We start from the raw sequence: 20,329 nt of genomic DNA on the forward strand, positions 1-20,329 counted from the left end.
GTCACGGTGTCACCTCCCACCCGGCCTCGGCGAGCACCCGCTGCAGGGCGGGGACGCGCAACCCGGCGGAAGGGAGGATCGCGGGATCGGAGAACAGCGCCGCCGTGGGGCCCGCGGCGCGGACCCGCCCCTCGGCGAGGACGACCGTGTCGGTGGCGTGCTCCGCGACGAGCTGCAGATCGTGGGTGACGATGACGACGGTCGTGCCGTCCGCCCGGAGACTCTCCAGCAGGTCCAGGAGCTCGGCGGCCCTGGCGCGGTCCTGCCCGAAGGTGGGCTCGTCGAGGGCGAGGACGGGAGGACGGGTGATGAGGGCCGTGCCCACCGAGAGTCGTCGCTTCTCGCCGCCGGAGAGGAGGAACGGGTGCACGTCGGCCTTGTGCGTGAGCCCGAACCGCTCGAGCATCTCCGTCACGCGAGCGCTGACCTCGTCGTCCGCCACATGGCGCAGCCGGAGCCCGTGGGCGAGCTCGTCGAACACGGTGGCGGCGATGAACTGGTGCTCCGGGTTCTGGAACACGAAGCCGATCCGGGCCGCGAGATCCCGGGGGGAGGCGGTGCCCGGGTCGATGCCGTCGACGGAGACCCGGCCCTTCGGCGGGGGCACGACCCCCGCGAGGGCCTGGATCAGCGTGGTCTTGCCCGCGCCGTTCGCCCCGACGATCGCGGTGAGACTCCCCGCGGCGATGTCGAGGTCGACCCCGTGCAGGATCTCGGTGCGGCGCCGCGAGACGGTGAGGCCGCGCGCCCGGATGATCGGCTCCCGGTCGACGGCGGGAGGAGCGTCGGCGAGGATCGAGGACGCGCGGGCCGGACCGGCAGGCAGGGCCGCGGCCAGTGCCTCGGGCGTCAGCGGCAGCGGGTCGAGGACGATCCCCCGGTCGCGGAGGCGGAGCGCAGCGAGCGTCGCGGCGGGCAGCCAGACCCCCATCGCCACGAGCTCGTCGGCATGCGCCCGGATGGTCTCGGCGGCCGGACCGTCGAAGACCACCCGGCCCTCGCGGTCGAGCACGACGGTGCGCGTGACGAAGCGCATCGCCGCATCGAGGTTGTGCTCGACGAGGAGGATCGCCCGGTCCCCGGCGGCCACGACCTCGGTCAGCGCCGCATACACGTCGTCGATCCCCTGCGGGTCGAGGTTCGCGGTCGGCTCGTCCAGCACGATGAGAGGGGAGCCCATCGCGAGGGCGCAGGCGATGGCGAGACGCTGTCGGCCGCCGCCGGACAGGTGGTCCGGGTTGTCGTCCCGGCGCTCCCACAGGCCCACCCGCCGCAGCGCATCCTCGACGCGGGCCCGCACGGTGCCGAGCGGGAGCAGGAGGTTCTCGGGGCCGAAAGCCACCTCGTCGTACACCGTCCCCGTGACGATCTGGGCGTCAGGGTCCTGGAAGACCATGGCGACGTGCGTGCTGAGCGTCGCGGTGTGCGCGGTGGTCGTGTCGACACTGCCGGCCTCGACGGAGCCGGACATGGTCGCGGGGAGCGCGTGCGGGATGAGGCCGTTGAGGGCGAGCGTGAGCGTCGACTTCCCGGAGCCGGACGGGCCGAGCAGCAGCACGACCTCACCGGGGTCGATGTCGAAGGTCACGTCACGGGGCGACGGATGCGCGGCATCCGCGTGGGTGAGGGTGAGCTCGCGCACGCGGAGGAGAGGCGCGGATGGGCGCACGGCAGGTCCCGGGTTCGACGGAGGGTGTGCCTCTAACTTAGCTGAGCCTTACCTGTGTTGCCAGCAGGGCACCTCCGCGATCAGCGGCGTGCGACGCCGGCGGTGCGCAGCGCCGAACCGATGGCGAGGCCGATCGCCGTCCAGGCCACCGGGCCGAGCACGGAGATCGTCAGGTACAGCAGCTGGGCCCAGAGCGGCAGGACCGCGAGGTTCGCCGCGAAGAACACCGCCACCGCCACGACGACGCCGATCACGACCGCCGAGACGAAGAACCGCCAGGCACCCCAGGAGCGATAGCGGGTGAGGGCGGCGACACCTTCCTGGATGAGGCCGAACAGCAGCGCCGTGCCGATGAACCGCAACGACCACGCCGGGTTGAAGGCGCTCGCGATGAGCGCGGCGAACACGTGCGTGATGAGTGCCACGAGCGGCAGCCGCAGCACCTCCTGCGCGATGATGCCCGGCAGCACGTGCGAGCCCAGCACGAGGCCGTAGAGGAACAGCAGCGGGCTGGCCAGGAGGAGGGGAGTGACCCATCCGGCGATGCCGCCGAGGATGCCCGTTGCCACACCGATCGCTGCGCAGATCAGCAGCACTCTGGTCGACAGGACGGAGGTACGGGCCACGTCTCCAGCCTACTGGCGACATTCGGAGAGCCGGCCGTCGTCCACCCTGACCGATCGGCGCGATCGGGATTCGACCATCGTTCAGTTCTCGATCCGGCGCCGAGGAGCGGGTCTATCGTGAGCCGCGGTGCGGCAACGAGGCGGCATCGGGATCATCGGATCATCAGGAGCGAGATATGGGTCGAACACCCCTTCGGATCGCAGCAGCCACCACCCTGGCGACGCTGTTCATCGCATCGACGGCAACCGCAGGCTACGCAGCGACCGGGGAGGTGACGCACCCCGTTCCGGTCGCGGGGACCCCCGGGCACTACATCGTGATCATGAAGGCCGATCCCCTCGCCAGCTACGAAGGCGACGTCAAGGGACTCAAGGCGACGAAGCCCGACGAAGGCGAGCAGCTCGAGACGCAGTCGCAGGACGCGCGGCGGTACGTCAAGCACCTCGAGTCCGAGCAGAAGAGCCTCATCAACGACGTCGGCGTCACGCCGGACACGACCTACCAGGTCGTGCTCAACGGGTTCAGCGCCGACCTCTCGGGTGAGCAGGTGGACCAGCTCCGTGCCTCGAAGGACGTCCTGGGGGTGTATCCCGACGAGATCCGTCACCCCGATGCGCAGACCTCCACGGACTACCTCGGCCTCGGCGACGACCGCAAGGGCCGTGGCGGGGTGTGGCAGCAGACCGGAGGCGTGAAGAAGGCGGGCGAGGGTGTCGTGGTCGGCGTGATCGACACCGGCATCGCTCCCGAGCACCCCTCGTTCGAGGGCAAGAAGCTCAAGCAGCAGAAGAAGCAGAACAGCCGCCACAAGGGCACGGATCCCTATACCGACGGCACCTACGTGTACTTCGACAAGTCCGACGGCGGACAGTTCCGCGGCGCGATGGTCGACGGCCAGGACTGGGATGAGCGCGACTACTCCACGAAGCTCATCGGCGGGCAGTACTTCTTCGCGGGAGCGCAGGCCGCCGGGTTCGACTTCCAGTACGACTACCTCTCCCCACGCGACGGCGACGGCCACGGCTCGCACACCGCGAGCACCGCCGCGGGCGACTTCGGAGTGGAGGCCGCGGTCGAGGGCGTCGACTTCGGGACCATCTCGGGCGTCGCGCCCGCAGCGAAGGTCGCCGCGTACAAGGCCTGCTACGTCGGTCCGGACACGACCGTGACCACCGATGACATCTGCGCGCTGAGCGACCTCGTCGCCGCGATCGATCAGGCCGTCGCCGACGGTGTCGACGTGATCAACTACTCGATCGGCGGCGGCGCCGCGAGCACCGTGATGGCGCCGGAGGACCTCGCGTTCCTCAACGCCGCGGCCGCCGGCGTCTTCGTCGCGACCAGCGCCGGCAACGACGGTCCCGATCCGGTCACCGCCGACCACGCCTCGCCGTGGTACACGACGGTCGCCGCCTCCACCATCCCCACGTGGGAAGGCACGGTGCAGTTCGACGGCTTCGAGGAGGCCGGGGCATCGGTGAGCGTGCCGTTCGGGGAGAGCGTCTCCGGGCCCTCCATCGCCGCCGTGGATGCCGCGGCGCCCGGTGCGGTGGATGCGCAGCTGTGCCTGCCGGGCACCCTCGACCCGACGAAGGTCGCGGGGCACATCGTGGTCTGCGACCGCGGCGGCAACGCGCGCGCGGAGAAGTCCCAGGTCGTGAAGGACGCCGGAGGCATCGGCATGGTGCTGGTGAACGTGCCCGGCGGCGCGGACTCGCTAGACAACGACTTCCACGCGGTGCCGACGGTGCACCTGAACGCCGTGCACCGCGCAGCCGTGCTCGCCTACGTGCAGGGCGGTGTCGATCGGCCGATCACCCTCGTCGGTGAGAACACCACCGGGGTGACCACCCCGACCCCGCAGATCGCCGGCTTCTCGAGCCGTGGGCCGGTCCTGGCCGACGGCACCGACGTCCTCAAGCCGGACATCGCCGCTCCCGGCGTCGCGATCCTCGCCGCCACGCACAACGCGCCGGGCGAGGAGCCGACCTTCGGCATCCTCTCCGGGACCTCGATGGCCTCCCCGCACATCGCGGGCCTCGGGGCACTGTACCTCGGGGAGCACCCGAGAGCGACTCCGGCGGAGATCCGTTCGGCCATGATGACCACCGCGTACGACACGGTGCTGCCCGACGGCTCGAAGAACACGGACCCCTTCGAACAGGGTGCGGGGCAGATCGACGCGAAGCGCTACCTGAACCCGGGCCTGCTGTACCTCAACGGCTTCAAGGACTGGGCGGCCTTCCTCGACGGGAAGGGGCTGTCGGACTTCCCCGGCATCGACCCCATCGACGGCAGCGACCTGAACCAGGCATCGATCTCCATCGGCTCCCTGGCCAGCGCGCAGACCGTCACCCGCTCGGTCACCTCGACCGAGAAGGGCGTGTTCACCGCGAAGGCCTCGGTCCCGGGCGTGAAGGTCACCGTCACTCCCTCTCAGCTCGCCTTCGACAAGCCGGGACAGACGAAGACGTTCACGGTCACGTTCGACAGCACCACCGCTCCGGTCGAGCAGTGGGCCACCGGCTCCCTCACCTGGACGAGCAAGAAGAACACGGTGCGCTCGCCGATCGCGGTGTTCCCGGTCACGGCGGATGCCCCGGCCGAGGTCACCGGCAGCGGTGTCGACGGCAGCACGACGGTGGACATCATCCCCGGTCTCGACGGCGACCTGGCGCTGGGCGTCTCGGGTCTCACCCCGTTCCAGCTGCTCAGCGACCCGGACAACCCCGTCGAGGGGCACTCGGGGAACGAGAACTCGGGGGACGCGAACAAGGACGTGTCCTGGATCGTCGACGTGCCGGAGGGCGCCACGCTCTCCCGGTTCGATCTCGACTCGTCCGACGACGAGGGCAGTGACCTGGACCTCACCGTCTACCGGGTGGTGAGCCCCGACGACCTGCGCTACTACGAGCGCTGGCAGTCGGCCACGGGCTCGGCCGACGAGCAGGTCACGATCCCCACGCCGACTGCGGGCACCTACCTGGTCGTGGCGAACGTGTACTCCACCACCGGGCCGATGACGTGGGACATGACCTACGCCACCGTGCTCCCGGACGGGGAGGGCTCGTTCACCGCGACGCCGAACCCGATCGCCGCGGTCCGCGGGCAGGAGACGAGCTACGAGCTGAGCTGGACCGGTCTGACCGCCGGGACCCGCTACCTCGGACTCGTCCAGTACGGGGACTCGGCCGTGCGCACCGTGGTGACGGTCACGACGCCCGCGGAGGTCGCGCCGACGCCGACCCCCGCGCCGAAGCCGTCGCCGACTCCGGAGCCGTCGCCGACCCCGGATCCGACTCCCGCGCCGGAGCCGACCCCGGAGCCGACCCCGCCCCCGGAGACCGACGCCCCCGGGTGATCCGGGATCGTCTGCACGACTCAGGCACGGCCGCACGACGGAATCCGTCGGGCGGCCGTGCCGTCGTCTCCGGGTCGTGCATCCGGTCGGGGCGGGGACTGCCGGGCATCCGTTCGTCGCATGGCCGCCGCCGCTCGTCGCAGCGTGCCCGGATCCGGGTGCGACGGCGGGACGCACTCCCTACCGTGGGGAGACGCAATGATGCGCCCCCAGAGGAGAACCCCATGACCGCACCTTCGTCGCGCCGCCGCGACGGCGCCGGGCTCGTCGACGACGACCCCGTCATCGAGACCGACCCGAACCTCCCACCCGTCGCCCTCTCCGCGGAGCACGAGGCCAAGAGCCGCCGCTGGACCCTGCCGAAGATCCTGCTGTGGACGGCCATCGCCCTCCTCGGCGGCGTCGCCTGGGTGATGCTCGCCATCGTGCGCGGCGAGACCGTGAACGCGATCTGGTTCGTGTTCGCCGCCGTCTGCACCTACCTGATCGGCTACCGCTTCTACTCGAAGGTCATCGAGCGGTACATCACCCGCCCCGACGACCGCCGGGCCACGCCCGCCGAGGTGAAGCAGGACGGCAAGGACTACGTCCCCACCGACCGCCGGGTGCTCTACGGCCACCACTTCGCCGCCATCGCCGGCGCCGGCCCGCTCGTCGGCCCCGTGCTCGCGGCGCAGATGGGCTACCTCCCCGGCACCATCTGGATCATCGTGGGCGTCGTGCTCGCGGGAGCCGTGCAGGACTACACGGTGCTCTTCTTCTCGATGCGTCGCGGCGGCCGGACCATCGGCCAGATGGCGCGGCAGGAGCTCGGCAAGATCGGCGGCACCGCGGCGATCATCGCCTCGCTGCTCATCATGCTCATCATCGTGGCGATCCTCGCGCTCGTCGTCGTCAATGCGCTCGGCGAGAGCCCGTGGGGCGTCTTCTCCGTCGCGATGACCATCCCGATCGCCCTCTTCATGGGCGTGTACCTGCGCTACCTGCGTCCCGGCAAGGTGACCGAGGTCTCGATCATCGGCTTCGTGCTGCTGATGGCCGCGATCATCGGCGGCGGCTGGGTCGCCGGCACCGAGTGGGGCCAGGCGATCTTCCACCTCGACCGCACCACGATCGCGTGGGGCATCATCATCTACGGGTTCATCGCCGCGGTGCTGCCGGTCTGGCTGCTGCTCGCGCCCCGCGATTACCTCTCCACGTTCATGAAGATCGGCGTCATCGTCATGCTCGCCGGCGCGATCATCCTCGTGCGGCCGGAGATCTCGGTCCCCGCGGTCAGCATCTTCGGCGAGAACGGCATGGGACCGGTGTTCGCGGGTCCGCTCTTCCCCTTCCTGTTCGTGACGATCGCGTGCGGCGCGTTGTCCGGATTCCACGCGCTGATCGCGTCGGGCACCACACCGAAGCTCGTGGAGAAGGAGCGGCAGACCCGGTTCATCGGCTACGGCGGCATGCTCATGGAGTCGTTCGTCGCGATCATGGCCCTCGTCGCCGCGATCTCGATCGACCAGGGCATCTACTTCGCGATGAATGCCCCCGCCGCCGCGACCGGGGGCACCGTGGAGGGAGCGGTCGCCTTCGTGAACTCGCTCGGGTTGACCGGGGTGAACCTCACTCCCGACATGCTCACGGGCACGGCTGCGGCGGTCGGCGAGGAATCGATCGTCTCGCGCACCGGTGGCGCTCCGACGCTCGCGCTCGGCCTCGCCCACATCATGCAGCAGGCCCTCGGCGGGCAGGCGCTCATGGCGTTCTGGTACCACTTCGCGATCATGTTCGAGGCGCTGTTCATCCTCACAGCGGTGGACGCCGGAACCCGAGTCGCGCGCTTCATGCTGCAGGACTCGATCGGCGCCTGGTTCCCGAAGTTCCGCGACGTCTCCTGGCGTCCCGGGGTGTGGATCTGCACCGCGATCATGGTCGCCGGCTGGGGAGCGATCCTCATCCTCGGCGTCACCGACCCGCTCGGCGGCATCAACACCTTCTTCCCGCTGTTCGGCATCGCGAACCAGCTGCTCGCGGCGATCGCGCTCGCCGTGGTGCTGGCCATCGTCGCCAAGCGCGGACGCAGCTACTTCCGGTGGCTGTGGATCATCGCGCTGCCGCTCGCTTTCACCGCGGTCGTCACCATCACGGCCTCGCTCTACAAGATCTTCTCGCCGGTGCCGGCGATCGGGTACTGGGCGAACCACTTCCGCTACCTGGAGGCGCTGAACTCCGGTGACACCACGCTCGGCGCACCGGAGGTGCTGCAGGCCGTCATCCGCAACACCGCGGTGCAGGGCACGCTGTCGATCATCTTCGTGGTGCTCGCGATCATCGTCATCGTCATGGCCGTCATCGCGACTGCGAAGGCGATCCGCAACGGCGGCGGCGAGAACACCGAGGACCCGCCCGTGCCGTCGCGCCGCTTCGCCCCGGCCGGGTTCCTCCCCGACGCGGAGGAGCGCGAGCTGGAGAAGCAGTGGGAGCCGATCCTCGCCGAAGAGCGCGCGGCGGCACGGCACTGAGATGACTCACGCGATGGATCGGACGGATGCCGCGACCTCCCCGCTGCGGGCGCTGTGGAGCGCCCTCGGCCGGGTCGGCCGCGGCATCCGCTGGTACATGACGACGCTGATGGGCGACACCGCGTACGCCACGTACGTCGCCCATCACCGTCGGCATCATCCGGGCGAGGAGCCGCTGACGGAGCGGCAGTTCTGGCGTCAGCGCATGGACGACCAGGACCGCAATCCCGGTGCCCGCTGCTGCTGACCCTTCGACAGGCTCAGGGACCTTCGACAGGCTCAGGGACCCAAGGTGGGTCGCTGAGCCTGTCGAAGCGCGGGTCGCTGAGCCCGCCCGCACGTCCCTAGGCTGAGCGCATGAACGACGTCGTCCTCGCCGCGGTCCTCGGCGCGCTCGGCGGCATCGCCCTCACGGCGCTGCTGCTGCTCGCCCGCCGGTTCGCCCGCGGGTCCGCCGACCTCGGCAGCGAGGCGGAGCAGGGGGCGCTGCGTGCGCTGCATCAGGCGAGCCTCGCCGCCCCGCATCTCCGCGGCGGACTGACCGGGCCGGATGCGGTCAAGGCCGCCCGGCACCTGCGGGCCCTGCTGGGCAGCGCTGCGGTCGCCATCGTCGGCGACGACGACACGGTCACGCTCGACGGCGCCGCGGACGGGCTCGAATCCGCCGCCGTGCGCATCGCCGCCCAGGTGCGCGCGTCCGGGCGACGGCAGGTGTTCCCCGCCCCGTCGCGGACGGACGACCTGGAGGCGGTCGGCGCGCCCATCCTCGTCGACGGGGTGCCGGTCGGGGTGGTCGTCGCCTTCGCGTCCCCGGTGCGCGCTGCGCTCGTGCGGGCGGCGGAGGAGGTCGCCGACTGGTGCGCGGCGCAGGTCGCGCTCGGCGGACTCGAGGCCTCGCGCACCCAGCTCGCCGAGGCGGAGCTCCGGGCTCTGCGCGCGCAGATCTCCCCGCACTTCATCTACAACGCCCTCACCGCGATCGCGTCGTTCATCACGACCGACCCGGACCGGGCCCGCGACCTCGTGCTCGAGTTCGCCGATTTCACCCGATACTCCTTCCGTCGCCAGGGGGAGTTCACCACGCTCGCGGAGGAGCTGGGCAGCATCCACTCGTACCTCGAACTGGAGCGCGCGCGATTCGGCGACCGCCTGCGGGTGACGCTGCAGATCGCACCGGAGACGCTCGCGACGGTCATCCCGTTCCTCTCGGTGCAGCCGCTCGTCGAGAACGCCGTGCGGCATGGCCTGGAGCCGGGGGAGGGCGGCGGCGAGATCCGCATCACCTCCCGAGATGACGGCACGCACACCGAGATCCTCGTCGAGGACGACGGCGTGGGCATGGACCCTGACGGCCTGCGCGCGCTGCTGACCGCGCGGGAGGAGGGCAGTCACGTGGGTCTGCGGAACGTCGACACCCGGCTCCGTCAGGTCTATGGAAGCGGGGGAGGGCTGGTCGTGGAGACCAACGCCGGCGCGGGTACCCTGGTGCGCATGCGAGTCCCGAAATCGCAGCCCCTCCACGACCCGGATGACGACTGAGGAGCGGCATGATCGACGTCCTCGTCGCCGACGACGAGCAGCCGGCCCTCGACGAGCTCGTGCATCTGCTGCGCGCCGACCCGCGCATCGGCGAGATCCTCACCGCGGGCAACGGCGCCGACGCGCTGCGTCAGCTCTCCGCGCGTGCGGTGCGGATCGCCTTCCTCGACATCCACATGCCGGGCCTTCTCGGCACGGAGCTCGCCCGCGCGCTCCTCGGTCTCGCGGAGCCGCCGGCGGTCGTGTTCGTCACCGCCGACGAGGCCCGCGCGGTCGAGGCATTCGAGCTGCGCGCCGCGGACTACCTCCTCAAGCCCGTCCGGCGGGAACGGCTGCGGAGTGCCGTGGACAGGGTGGTCGCGCAGGAAGCCACGCCGCGCGGCGAGGACGAGGTGCTGCCGGTGACGGTGGGCGCGGCGGTGCGGTTCGTGCGGCGCAGCGACGTGCGCTGGGTGCAGGCGCAGGGCGACTACGCGCGCCTGCACACCGAGGACGACGGCCCCGGCCACCTCGTGCGCGTCCCCCTCTCCGAGCTCGAGACCCGATGGGCGCCCGTGGGGTTCCTCCGCATCCACCGTTCCACGCTCGTCCGGATCGCCGCGGTGACCGAGGCGCGGCTGTCGGGCGGGGAGCCCACGGTCGTCGTCGGCGCGGCCGTGTTGCCGGTGAGCAGGAGGCTCGTCCCCGCGGTGCGGGAGGCGCTCGTGCGGGGCGAGGGGACGGCATGACCGAGGCGCCGAAGCGGGTGCGGGTCACCGCGGACACCCCGCCGCGCCGCTCCTCCGCCGCCACGCGGGGGATCGCGCTGCCCGGAGCCCCGGTCGCGGAGGCCGATGCCGTCTACGCGCGCGCCCTGATGCGCAGCCAGCTCCGGCTCGCCCTGGGCACCGTCGCCGGCTTCGTGGTTGTCGTCGTCGCTCTGGCGCTCGGGATCGCGCTCATCCCCGAAATCGACGCCGTCGTCCTCGGCGGGCTGCCGCTGTCATGGCTTCTCCAGGCCTTCGCGTTCTACCCCGTGATCCTCGTCTTCGCGGTGCTGTACGTGCGCACGGCGGTCCGCAACGAGCGGCGGTACCGCGCTCTGCGGGACCGCGAATGAACGCCGTGCTCGACCTCGTCGGCGTCGCCCTGGTCGTCATCGCCACCCTCCTCATCGGCGTCTACGGGCTGCGGGTGTCTCGCACGACGAGCGACTTCTTCGTGGCGTCGCGCACGGTGCGCCCGGTCTGGAACGCCTCGGCCATCAGCGGCGAGTACCTCTCCGCTGGCACCTTCCTCGGCCTCTCCGGGCTGGTGCTGCTGGACGGCGCCCGCGGGTTCTGGTTCCCCATCGGATACGCCGCGGGGTATCTGCTCGTGCTCGTCTTCGTCGCCGCGCCCCTGCGCCGCAGCGGGGCGTACACGATCCCGGACTTCGTCGAGGCCCGGCTCGACTCGACGACCGCGCGCCGGGTCACCAGCCTCGCGGTGCTCATCATCGGCTGGCTCTACATCGTGCCGCAGCTGCACGGCGCGGGCATCACGCTCGTCGTGGTCGCCGGGTTGCCGGAGTGGGTCGGAGCCGTGACGATCGCGGTGCTCGTGGCGGCGGCGGTCGCCGCGGGCGGGATGCGCGCGATCACCTTCGTGCAGGCATTCCAGTACTGGCTCAAGCTCACGGCGCTCCTCGTGCCGGTGGTGTGCATCGCGTTCGCGCTGAGCGGCGGCCCGCACGATTTCGATCCCGCGCTCGTCTTCCCCGCGGAGGCCGGGCCGTCGGGCTTCGACGCCTACGAGACCGCGTCGCTGCTGCTCGCCCTGCTCCTCGGCACGATGGGTCTGCCGCACGTCCTGGTGCGGTTCTACACGAGCCCGACGGGGGCCTCCGCGCGGCGGACGACCGTGATCGTCATCGCCATGGTGAGCGCGTTCTACGCCGTGTCGAGCGCGATGGGGCTCCTGGCGCGGATCGCGGCCCCCGACCTCGCGCGGCCCGGGATCGCCGACACCGTGGTGCTGCAGCTCCCGTCGCGGGTGTTCCCCGGGCCGGCCGGCGAGCTGCTGACGGCGCTCATCGTCGCCGGGGCCTTCGCCGCGTTCCTGGCGACCTCGGCCGGACTCGTGGTCTCGCTCGCGGGGGTCATCAGCCAGGACGTCTTCTCCGGCTCCGTGCGCTCCTTCCGGCTGTCCGCGGTGGTGTGCGCGCTCGTGCCGCTGGGGGTCGCGCTGCTCACGGTCCCCGCGGGGCTCGTGTCGAGCGTGGGGGTGGTGTTCGTCGTGGCGGCGTCGACGCTCTCACCCGTGGTGCTGCTGGGCGTGTGGTGGCGGGGCCTCACCGCGCGTGGGGCGGTCGCGGGCATGGTGTGCGGCGGTCTCGCGACCGGGCTCGCCCTGCTCGTGCACGCCGCCGTGGACGGGGTCGGCGTCGCGGCGCCCTACCTCGCGCAGCCCGCCGCCTGGACGATCCCGCTGGCGACCGGGGTCACGGTCGCCGTGTCGCTGCTCGACCCTCGCGGACCCTCACCCCGCACGGACCGCTTCCTCGCGCGCGTGCACACCCCCGACCGCGCCTGACCCTCCTTCTGCGTCCCGGAACAGGCGATCACGCGGGTTCAGGCAGGTGAAAGCCAATCGAGCCTGAGCCCGCGCGAGTGCCTGAAGAGCGGGGAGGGTCGGTGTGGTCGGGTCAGGAGGCTCCCGCGCGGGGGCAGGCACTGGCGTGAGAGCAGGCAGGGAGAGTCAAGAGTGCCTGTGTTGGCGGGAGTGCCTGAATCAGCGGGAGTGCCTCAGCGGGAGGGGGTCAGAGGGTGCGGCTGCGCGGCATCAGGCGCACCGGAGGGAGCGGCGGCGCGGGGATGCGCTGGTCATGCCCCTCGACGACGCCGAACCGGGGGGACGCGGCCTCCCAGGCCTCGCGGGCGGCGACGATCTCGTCGTGGGAGCGCCCGGCGAAGTTCCACCACATGACGATCTCGTCCTCGAACGGCTCACCCCCGAGGAGGAACAGCAAGCCGCCCTCACTGCTGGTCACCTCGACGCCGTCGCGGGAATCACCGAGATAGAGCATGTCGTTGCGGGTCATCGCGTGCTCCGGGACGGCGGCGTCGCCCTCGACGAGGAGCAGCGCGTGCTCCCACTCCGGCCGCAGCGGCAGGCGCACGGTGGTTCCGGCCGGCACGACGATCTCCGCCCCGACGATCGGTGTGTGCACGGTCGCCGGCGAGTGCACGCCCGCGAACTCGCCGAGCACGACCGTGGCCGTGGCGTCCGATCCGGTCGCGGACGGCAGCGTCGTCGTCGGCAGATCGGTGTGCCGCTCGAAGCCGCCGTCGCCGTGGCGCGCGGACTCCGGGAGAACGACCCAGAACTGCAGCGCGTCGAGCGGGACGGGGCCGTCGCCGACGGAGTACTCCGAATGCGAGATGCCGTTGCCGGCGGTCATGAGGTTGAGCTGTCCGCGTCGGAGGTCGGCGTCGCTGCCCAGCGAATCGCGGTGCCGGATCTCGCCGACGAGCGGCCAGGTCACCGTCTGCAGACCGATGTGCGGGTGCGGCTCGACACGCATCCGGGTCTCGGCCGGGCCGAACCGGTCGAGGAAGCACCACGCGCCGATGGTGGGGAGGTTGCGATGCGGCAGCACCCGCAGCACCTCCATGCCGCGCACGCCGCCGAGCGGGACCGCCCGCGGCTCGAGGACGATCCGGCGCTGCCCGATCATTCCGCCCTGCCCGTGGGGTCCTCGTCCGCGCCGGTCGACTCCTCCTGCACCGGGGCGTCCGCCGTCGAGCCCGGGCGCTGCGGCCAGCGGATCTCGGCGCCGGGCACCTCGTGCGTCTGGAGGTACTTCGCGATGTACGGGCAGAGCGGCACGATCGCGTCGCCCGTCGACGCCACGTCGGCCAGTGCCGCCGCGGCGAGCTTCCCGGCCAGGCCCTGGCCCTGGAAAGCGGGGTCGATCTCGGTGTGCAGGAACCGGATCGCGCCGGGGCGGATGTCGAACTCGGCGAACCCGGCCAGCACGTCATCGGAACGGATCTCGTAGCGGGAGGCCTCGTCGTTGCGGGTCACGGTGATGTCGGTCATCGGATGCTCCTTCCGGCGTCTGGAACCAACCTACGCCCGGGATCGGGGGTGCGGGCCTGTGGACGTCGCCGTGCCGCTGTCCGTCGGGGTGATTACGCTGGAGGGATGCCGCAGACTCCCCGTGATCCGTACGACGGATGGATCCCCGAGCCGGACGCGGCATCCGACCAGCCCTGGGACGACGGGTGGGAGCCGACCGAGCCGCCGGAGCCGATGGACTGGGAGCCGCAGGGCGCGGGCTTCGAGCCGCCCCTCGACTGGGGTCCGGGCCCGACGACCGCGGTGACCACCGCGCCGGCTGTCCGCCGTGCCACGCCCAGCCGGTATGCGACGGCCCGCGAGGCACTGCACACCGTGTTCGGCTACGACGACTTCCGCGGCGACCAGGCGGCCATCGTCGAGCAGGTCATCGGCGGCGGCGACGCCGTCGTCCTGATGCCTACCGGCGGCGGCAAGAGCATCACGTACCAGGTGCCGGCACTCGTCCGCGAGGGCACCGGACTGGTCATCAGCCCGCTCATCGCGCTCATGCACGACCAGGTCGATGCGCTGCGCGCCAACGGCGTGAAGGCCGCGTACCTCAACTCCACCCAGTCGATCGAGGAGCGCCGCGAGGTCGAGCGCGCCTACGTCGCCGGAGAGCTCGACCTCCTCTACGTCGCCCCGGAGCGACTGTCGGGCGCGCAGACCACCTCCCTCCTGCAGCGCGGCACGCTCAGTGTCATCGCCATCGACGAGGCCCACTGCGTGTCGCAGTGGGGTCACGACTTCCGGCCCGACTACCTCGCGCTCGGCGACCTGGGCGAGCGGTTCCCCGGCGTCCCGCGCATGGCCCTGACCGCGACCGCGACGCGGGCCACGCACAAGGAGCTCACCGAGCGTCTGCACCTCGACGCGGCGAAGCACTTCGTCGCGAGCTTCGACCGCCCCAACATCCAGTACCGGATCGTCCCGAAGGTCGACCCGCGCAAGCAGCTCGTGCAGTTCATCCGGTCGCAGCCGGAGGGCGCGGCGGGCATCGTCTACGCCCTCAGCCGGAAGTCCGTCGAGCAGACGGCGACCTATCTCGCCGCGCAGGGTCTCGACGCGTTGCCGTACCACGCGGGCCTGCCCGCCGAGGTGCGGGCGGCGAACCAGTCGCGCTTCCTCCGCGAAGACGGCGTGGTGATGGTGGCGACGATCGCGTTCGGCATGGGCATCGACAAGCCCGACGTGCGCTTCGTCGCCCACATCGATCTGCCGAAATCGGTCGAGGGGTACTACCAGGAGACCGGCCGCGCCGGCCGCGACGGCGAGCCGTCCGTGGCGTGGATGGCGTACGGGCTCGGCGACGTCGTTCAGCAGCGCCGTCTGATCGATCAGAGTCCCGGAGACCGCACGTTCAAGATGCGCATGGGGCAGCACCTCGACGCGATGCTGGCCCTGTGCGAGACGGTGGAGTGCCGCCGACAGAACCTCCTCGGGTACTTCGGTCAGGACTCGCAGCCCTGCGGCAACTGCGACACGTGCCTCGACGACACGGCGACCTTCGACGGGCTCGTCCCCGCGCAGAAGCTGCTGTCCACGATCGTGCGCCTCAAGCGCGAGCGGAATCAGGCCTTCGGCGCGGGCCACCTCATCGACATCCTCCGCGGTGCCTCGACCGAGCGCATCCGCCAGCAGCGGCACGACGCCCTCGCGACCTACGGCATCGGCGCCGACCTCTCCGACCAGGACTGGCGGAGCGTGGTGCGCCAGCTCCTCGCCCGGGGCATCCTCGTCGCGCAGGGCGACTACGGCACGCTCGCGCCGGGGGAGGCGGCGGCCGGGGTGCTGCGCGGCGAGACCGCGGTGCCGCTCCGGAAAGACACGATCGGACGCCCGTCCTCGCCGTCCCGCGCCCGGAAGGCGAGTGCCGCCGACGCCCTCGACGCCGGAGACCGGGAGCTGTTCGAGGCGCTGCGGGCCTGGCGGGCCGAGACCGCGAGGGAACAGGGCGTCCCGGCGTACATCGTCTTCGGTGATGCCACGCTGCGTGCTCTCGCGGAGCATCGGCCCACGTCGCACGCCGACCTCGACGGCATCACCGGCATCGGTGCGAAGAAGCGCGAGGCCTACGGCGACGGCGTGCTCGCCGTCATCGCCGGCTCCTGACGTCGACCCACCCCCTTCCGGTCGAGCCACCCCTTCGCGGACGCCCGCACGGGGCCGGGGCGCATGGAAGGGGGTGGGTCGACGGGCCGAACCTGTCGCGAGCCGACAACGACGGGCGCGGACGGGGCGGCGGGGGGTTGGAGGATGCGGACAGGGGACTTCGTGTCGTTTTGTCGCACACCTACCATGAGAGGCATCCACCTTCGTCTCTCCGAGAGGAACGCTCATGGTCGACGCCGCCGTCCGCCCTTCGACGACACCTGACCCGCGCGAGAGCGCGACCGCCCCGCGGATCGATGTCGCCCGCCTGAACGACGCCCTGATGGGCACCTGGGGCGACGTGCGCCGCCAGGCCCGCGAGATGATCAAGGATTCCGCATTCTGGCGGAAGGACGAGCTCGGCAAGGACGACCACCGCGAGCGGGTGCTCAGCCAGCTCCACCTCCTCGTCGACAACAAGGCCGTGCACCGCGCGTTCCCGAAGCGCTTCGGCGGCGAGGAGAACAACGGCGGCAACATCGCCGGATTCGAGGAGCTCGTGGCCGCCGACCCGAGCCTGCAGATCAAGTCGGGCGTGCAGTGGGGCCTCTTCGGCTCCGCGATCCTGCAGCTCGGCACGAAGGAGCACCACGACACCTGGCTCCCCGGCGTCATGGACCTGTCGATCCCCGGTGCGTTCGCGATGACCGAGATCGGGCACGGCTCCGACGTCGCCGCCGTCGGCACGACCGCGACGTACGACCCGGAGACGGAGGAGTTCGTCATCCACACGCCGTTCCGCGGCGCGACGAAGGAGTACCTCGGCAACGCCGCCCTGCACGGCATCGCCGCGACGGTCTTCGCCCAGCTCATCACGAACGGCGTCAACCACGGCGTGCACTGCTTCTACGTGCCGCTGCGCGGCGAGGACGGCGTCGACCTCCCCGGCATCGGCCGCGAGGACGACGGCCTCAAGGGCGGACTCAATGGCATCGACAACGGCCGTCTCTCCTTCGACCAGGTGCGCATCCCGCGCACGAACCTGCTCAACCGCTACGGCGACGTCGCCGCGGACGGCACCTACTCCAGCGCGATCGACAGCCCCGGCCGCCGCTTCTTCACGATGCTCGGCACCCTCGTGCAGGGACGCGTCTCGCTCGACGGCGCCGCCTCCTGGGCCTCCGCGCTCGGTCTGCACATCGCGATCACCTACGCCACGCAGCGTCGCCAGTTCGACGGTGCGGACGGGCAGGAGGTCGTGCTTATGGACTACGGCAAGCACCAGCGCCGTCTGCTTCCGCGCCTGGCCACCACGTACGCGCAGATCTTCGCGCACGACGAGTTCCTGCAGAAGTTCGACGGCGTGTTCTCCGGTCGCACCGACACCCCGGACGACCGGGAGGACCTGGAGACGCTCGCGGCGGCGCTCAAGCCGCTGTCGACCTGGCACGCGCTCGACACCCTGCAGGAGGCCCGCGAGGCGTGCGGCGGCGCCGGCTTCATGTTCGAGAACCGGCTCGTCGGGCTCCGTGCCGACCTCGACATCTACGTCACGTTCGAGGGCGACAACAACGTCCTGCTCCAGCTCGTGGGCAAGCGGCTGCTGACCGACTATGCGAAGCAGTTCCAGGGCAAGGACGCCGCGGCGCTCGCGCGCTACGCCGTGGGGATGACCGCCGGCAAGGTGTTCCACGGCGCCGGTCTCCGTCAGCTCGGCCAGGCGGTGACCGACTTCGGTCAGGTCGCCCGGTCGGTGGAGCGCGGCCTGCGCGAGGAGCAGCAGCACGACCTCCTCGCGGGCCGCGTGCAGCAGATGGTCGCCGACATCGCGACCCGGCTGCGCGCCGCCGGCAAGGACAAGGTGCTCGGGGCGCGGCTGTTCAACGAGAACCAGGCCGAGCTCATCGAGGCGGCCAGGGCGCACGCCGAGCTCCTGCAGTGGGAGGCCTTCACCGACGCCGTCCACGCGATGGACGACGCCGAGACGAAGAAGGTCATGACCTGGCTGCGCGACCTCTTCGGACTGCAGCTCATCGAGAAGCACCTCGCCTGGCACCTCATCCACGGACGGCTGTCCACCCAGCGGGCCGCGGCGGTGTCGAGCTACATCGATCGGCTGTGCGCGCGACTGCGTCCGTACGCGCTCGACCTCGTCGACGCGTTCGGATACGAGCCCGAGCACGTGCGGGCTCCCATCGCGAGCGGTGCGGAGAAGCAGCGGCAGGACGAGGCCCGTGCGTACTACGCCGACCTCGAGGCCACCGGTCAGGCGCCCGTCCTGGAGAAGACGCTCAAGCGGCAGAAGCGCTGAGTGATCGGCCCGGGCCGTCCCCACACGGCCCGGGCCCTCCGGACAGCGGATTCATCGACGGAGGCGGATAGTCTCGGCGAGTACCGACCCGAGGAGCATCATGTCGACCGTCACCGCCTACGCCGCCCCCGCCGAAGCCGCCCCGCTCGAGAAGACCGTCATCGAGCGTCGAGAGCTCGGCCCGCACGACATCCTCATCGACATCGCCTTCGCCGGCATCTGCCACTCCGACATCCACACCGTGCGCGGCGACTGGGGTCCGCAGCAGTACCCGCTCGCCCCGGGACACGAGATCACCGGAACGGTCGCCGCAGTGGGCGCCGAGGTCACGAAGCACGCGCTCGGCGACCGCGTCGGCGTCGGCTGCCTCGTGAACTCGTGCCGGGAGTGCGTGTACTGCCTCCGCGGCGACGAGCAGTTCTGCACGCAGGGCGCCGTCGGCACCTACGGGGCGGTCGACCGCGACGGGACGATCACCCAGGGCGGCTACTCGCAGCAGGTCGTCGTCACCGAGGACTTCGTGCTGCGCATCCCGGACGCCCTGCCCCTGGACGCGGCGGCTCCGCTGCTGTGCGCGGGCATCACCACGTACTCGCCGCTGCGGCATTGGAAGGTCGGCCCCGGCACGCGCGTCGCGGTGGTCGGACTCGGCGGCCTCGGTCACATGGGGGTTCAGATCGCACACGCCCTCGGCGCGGAGGTGACCGTGCTGTCGCAGACGCTCTCGAAGCAGGACGACGGCCTCCGCCTCGGCGCCGACCGCTACTTCGCGACGAGCGACCGGGAGACCTTCCGTGACCTGCGCGGCTCCTTCGACGTGATCCTCAACACCGTGAGCGCCGTCATCGACCTCCGCTCCTACCTCGGGCTGCTCGACGTGGACGGCACCATCGTGTGCGTGGGTGCTCCGGCGGAGGCCCTCGCCCTGAACGCGGGGTCGCTGATCGCCGGACGACGCTCCATCGCCGGCTCGAACATCGGCGGCATCAGGGAGACCCAGGAGATGCTCGACTTCTGCGCGGAGCACGGCATCACCGCGCAGATCGAGGTCATTCCCGCGTCGGCGATCAATGAGGCGTACGAGCGGGTCCTCGCGTCCGACGTCCGCTACCGCTTCGTCATCGACGCCACCACCTTCGCCGACTGACCCCGCCCGGTCCCGGGTCCGTCCGCTGACGGTCTCCGTCCGCTGCAGTACGGGATCAAAAGCGGGGCTCCGGCCCCTGCCTGAGGAGCGATTTCCGTCCCGCGACCGTCGAGTCCCTGGGGCGGGACGGAAAAGTCTCCGGATGAGGACCGCGCAGGTACAGTTCTGATCCCGCGCTGCTCTCGTGAGGGTCCCGCGCGCCCCCTGCGGAGAACTGCCTCCGCGCTCGGTGCGGGATGGGAAAGGTGCCGCGGGGTTGTTCCGGGAGGGCCTTTTCGATCCCGCGTTGGAGGAGGGCGTCGTGGCGGGATGGGGAACGGGCCTGGGGAGGCGAGGGGAGGGGCGGAATTGAACTCGCACGAGGGGACGCGGGGCCGGGAGGGCGTCGGTGGGGGCGGATACGGTGAGGGGATGACCTCCCTCCTCCTGGGGCCGGACTCCCGTGCGCGCTGCGCGTGGGTCGGCGACGACGCAGAATACCGCCGGTACCACGACGAGGAGTGGGGAACGCCGCTGCACGGGGACCGGGCGCTGTTCGAGAAGATGGCGCTGGAGGGTTTCCAGGCGGGACTGTCGTGGATCACGATCCTCCGCAAGCGTCCGCGGTTCCGGGAGGTGTTCGCGGGCTTCGTGCCGGAGGCGGTGGCGGCGTTCGACGACGCCGACGTGGAACGGCTGATGGCCGACACCGGCATCATCCGCAATCGTGCCAAGATCCTCGCGACGATCGGCAACGCCCGGATCGTGCAGTCGATGGCCGACGGCGAGCTCGATGCGCTGATGTGGTCGTTCGCCCCGCCGGCGACCCGAACGCGGCCCCGGTCGTTCTCCGAGGTCCCCGCGGTCACACCGGAGTCGACCGCACTGAGCACGGAGCTGCGCCGGCGCGGGTTCCGCTTCGTCGGCCCGACGACGATGTACGCGCTCATGCAGTCGGCGGGCATGGTGGACGACCACATCGAGGGGTGCTGGAAGGCCTGACGTCCCGTCG

Annotated in this window: 15 protein-coding genes; 11 read left to right on the forward strand and 4 right to left on the reverse strand. The window is 71.2% G+C overall.

All coding sequences use genetic code 11. From position 1 onward, the window contains the following. Position 1: 1 nt before the first annotated feature. Both MICNX66_RS02085 and MICNX66_RS02090 read right to left on the reverse strand, forming a co-directional pair. Positions 2–1,669, reverse strand: coding sequence for an ABC transporter ATP-binding protein (locus MICNX66_RS02085; protein ID WP_187663131.1), 1,668 nt, complete (start codon positions 1,667–1,669; stop codon positions 2–4). A gap of 80 nt (positions 1,670–1,749) precedes the next feature. Beyond that, a complete protein-coding gene (locus tag MICNX66_RS02090; RefSeq protein WP_187663132.1) occupies positions 1,750–2,295 on the reverse strand; it encodes an ECF transporter S component in 546 nt (181 codons plus the stop codon). Positions 2,296–2,471: 176 nt separating this feature from the next. Between MICNX66_RS02090 and MICNX66_RS02095 the strand changes: the two genes are divergently transcribed. From MICNX66_RS02095 to MICNX66_RS02125, 7 genes are all read left to right on the forward strand, one after another. Next, positions 2,472–5,657 carry a S8 family peptidase gene (locus MICNX66_RS02095; RefSeq protein ID WP_187663133.1) on the forward strand — a complete coding sequence of 1,062 codons (3,186 nt, stop codon included), beginning with the start codon at positions 2,472–2,474 and terminating at the stop codon, positions 5,655–5,657. A gap of 224 nt (positions 5,658–5,881) precedes the next feature. Continuing rightward, entirely contained in the window at positions 5,882–8,167 is a 2,286-nt protein-coding gene (locus MICNX66_RS02100; protein ID WP_187663134.1) for a carbon starvation CstA family protein, read from the forward strand. Positions 8,168–8,180: 13 nt separating this feature from the next. Beyond that, entirely contained in the window at positions 8,181–8,414 is a 234-nt protein-coding gene (locus MICNX66_RS02105) for a YbdD/YjiX family protein (protein WP_232089162.1), read from the forward strand. Between the two features lie 110 nt (positions 8,415–8,524). After that, positions 8,525–9,706, forward strand: a complete 1,182-nt coding sequence (locus tag MICNX66_RS02110; protein WP_187663136.1) for a sensor histidine kinase — start codon at positions 8,525–8,527, stop codon at positions 9,704–9,706. 8 nt (positions 9,707–9,714) lie between these two features. Next, positions 9,715–10,434 carry a LytR/AlgR family response regulator transcription factor gene (locus MICNX66_RS02115; RefSeq protein ID WP_187663137.1) on the forward strand — a complete coding sequence of 240 codons (720 nt, stop codon included), beginning with the start codon at positions 9,715–9,717 and terminating at the stop codon, positions 10,432–10,434. Continuing rightward, positions 10,431–10,805 (forward strand): heavy metal transporter, encoded by a 375-nt coding sequence (locus MICNX66_RS02120; RefSeq protein ID WP_105949188.1) that lies wholly within the window; start codon positions 10,431–10,433, stop codon positions 10,803–10,805. Before MICNX66_RS02115 ends, MICNX66_RS02120 begins: the two co-directional genes overlap by 4 nt. Then, the gene (locus MICNX66_RS02125; RefSeq protein ID WP_187663138.1) at positions 10,802–12,259 is read left to right on the forward strand and encodes a sodium/solute symporter; all 1,458 of its coding nucleotides are present in this window, start codon (positions 10,802–10,804) and stop codon (positions 12,257–12,259) included. The genes MICNX66_RS02120 and MICNX66_RS02125 overlap by 4 nt, the downstream gene beginning before the upstream one ends. 226 nt (positions 12,260–12,485) lie before the next feature. On the opposite strand, the gene MICNX66_RS02130 is transcribed toward MICNX66_RS02125, so the two are convergent. Together MICNX66_RS02130 and MICNX66_RS02135 are read right to left on the reverse strand one after the other, a co-directional pair. Further along, positions 12,486–13,403 carry a pirin family protein gene (locus MICNX66_RS02130; RefSeq protein WP_187663139.1) on the reverse strand — a complete coding sequence of 306 codons (918 nt, stop codon included), beginning with the start codon at positions 13,401–13,403 and terminating at the stop codon, positions 12,486–12,488. Further along, the gene (locus MICNX66_RS02135; RefSeq protein WP_187663140.1) at positions 13,400–13,768 is read right to left on the reverse strand and encodes a GNAT family N-acetyltransferase; all 369 of its coding nucleotides are present in this window, start codon (positions 13,766–13,768) and stop codon (positions 13,400–13,402) included. The genes MICNX66_RS02130 and MICNX66_RS02135 overlap by 4 nt, the downstream gene beginning before the upstream one ends. A 105-nt stretch (positions 13,769–13,873) precedes the next feature. Between MICNX66_RS02135 and recQ the strand changes: the two genes are divergently transcribed. The 4 genes from recQ to MICNX66_RS02155 all read left to right on the forward strand — a co-directional run bounded on the left by recQ (position 13,874) and on the right by MICNX66_RS02155 (position 20,319). Next, positions 13,874–15,901, forward strand: coding sequence for a DNA helicase RecQ (gene recQ, locus MICNX66_RS02140; protein ID WP_187663141.1), 2,028 nt, complete (start codon positions 13,874–13,876; stop codon positions 15,899–15,901). A gap of 226 nt (positions 15,902–16,127) precedes the next feature. Further along, positions 16,128–18,191: an acyl-CoA dehydrogenase family protein gene (locus MICNX66_RS02145; RefSeq protein WP_187663142.1), complete on the forward strand. Its 2,064-nt coding sequence runs from the start codon at positions 16,128–16,130 to the stop codon at positions 18,189–18,191. 100 nt (positions 18,192–18,291) lie between these two features. Further along, a complete protein-coding gene (locus MICNX66_RS02150; protein WP_187663143.1) occupies positions 18,292–19,338 on the forward strand; it encodes an NAD(P)-dependent alcohol dehydrogenase in 1,047 nt (348 codons plus the stop codon). Positions 19,339–19,749: 411 nt separating this feature from the next. Next, positions 19,750–20,319 carry a DNA-3-methyladenine glycosylase I gene (locus tag MICNX66_RS02155; RefSeq protein WP_187663144.1) on the forward strand — a complete coding sequence of 190 codons (570 nt, stop codon included), beginning with the start codon at positions 19,750–19,752 and terminating at the stop codon, positions 20,317–20,319. Positions 20,320–20,329 lie beyond the last annotated feature (10 nt).

The organism is Microbacterium sp. Nx66 (genome assembly GCF_904066215.1).
Lineage (GTDB): Bacteria > Actinomycetota > Actinomycetes > Actinomycetales > Microbacteriaceae > Microbacterium > Microbacterium meiriae.

Bases quoted from the DNA above. Each gene is read 5' to 3' on its own strand.
- MICNX66_RS02155 (WP_187663144.1), top strand. From the start codon at position 19,750: ATGACCTCCCTCCTCCTGGGGCCGGACTCCCGTGCGCGCTGCGCGTGG.
- MICNX66_RS02135 (WP_187663140.1), bottom strand. From the start codon at position 13,768: ATGACCGACATCACCGTGACCCGCAACGACGAGGCCTCCCGCTACGAG.
- recQ (WP_187663141.1), top strand. From the start codon at position 13,874: ATGCCGCAGACTCCCCGTGATCCGTACGACGGATGGATCCCCGAGCCG.
- MICNX66_RS02150 (WP_187663143.1), top strand. From the start codon at position 18,292: ATGTCGACCGTCACCGCCTACGCCGCCCCCGCCGAAGCCGCCCCGCTC.
- MICNX66_RS02125 (WP_187663138.1), top strand. From the start codon at position 10,802: ATGAACGCCGTGCTCGACCTCGTCGGCGTCGCCCTGGTCGTCATCGCC.
- MICNX66_RS02130 (WP_187663139.1), bottom strand. From the start codon at position 13,403: ATGATCGGGCAGCGCCGGATCGTCCTCGAGCCGCGGGCGGTCCCGCTC.
- MICNX66_RS02115 (WP_187663137.1), top strand. From the start codon at position 9,715: ATGATCGACGTCCTCGTCGCCGACGACGAGCAGCCGGCCCTCGACGAG.
- MICNX66_RS02110 (WP_187663136.1), top strand. From the start codon at position 8,525: ATGAACGACGTCGTCCTCGCCGCGGTCCTCGGCGCGCTCGGCGGCATC.
- MICNX66_RS02145 (WP_187663142.1), top strand. From the start codon at position 16,128: ATGGTCGACGCCGCCGTCCGCCCTTCGACGACACCTGACCCGCGCGAG.
- MICNX66_RS02105 (WP_232089162.1), top strand. From the start codon at position 8,181: ATGGATCGGACGGATGCCGCGACCTCCCCGCTGCGGGCGCTGTGGAGC.
- MICNX66_RS02095 (WP_187663133.1), top strand. From the start codon at position 2,472: ATGGGTCGAACACCCCTTCGGATCGCAGCAGCCACCACCCTGGCGACG.
- MICNX66_RS02100 (WP_187663134.1), top strand. From the start codon at position 5,882: ATGACCGCACCTTCGTCGCGCCGCCGCGACGGCGCCGGGCTCGTCGAC.
- MICNX66_RS02120 (WP_105949188.1), top strand. From the start codon at position 10,431: ATGACCGAGGCGCCGAAGCGGGTGCGGGTCACCGCGGACACCCCGCCG.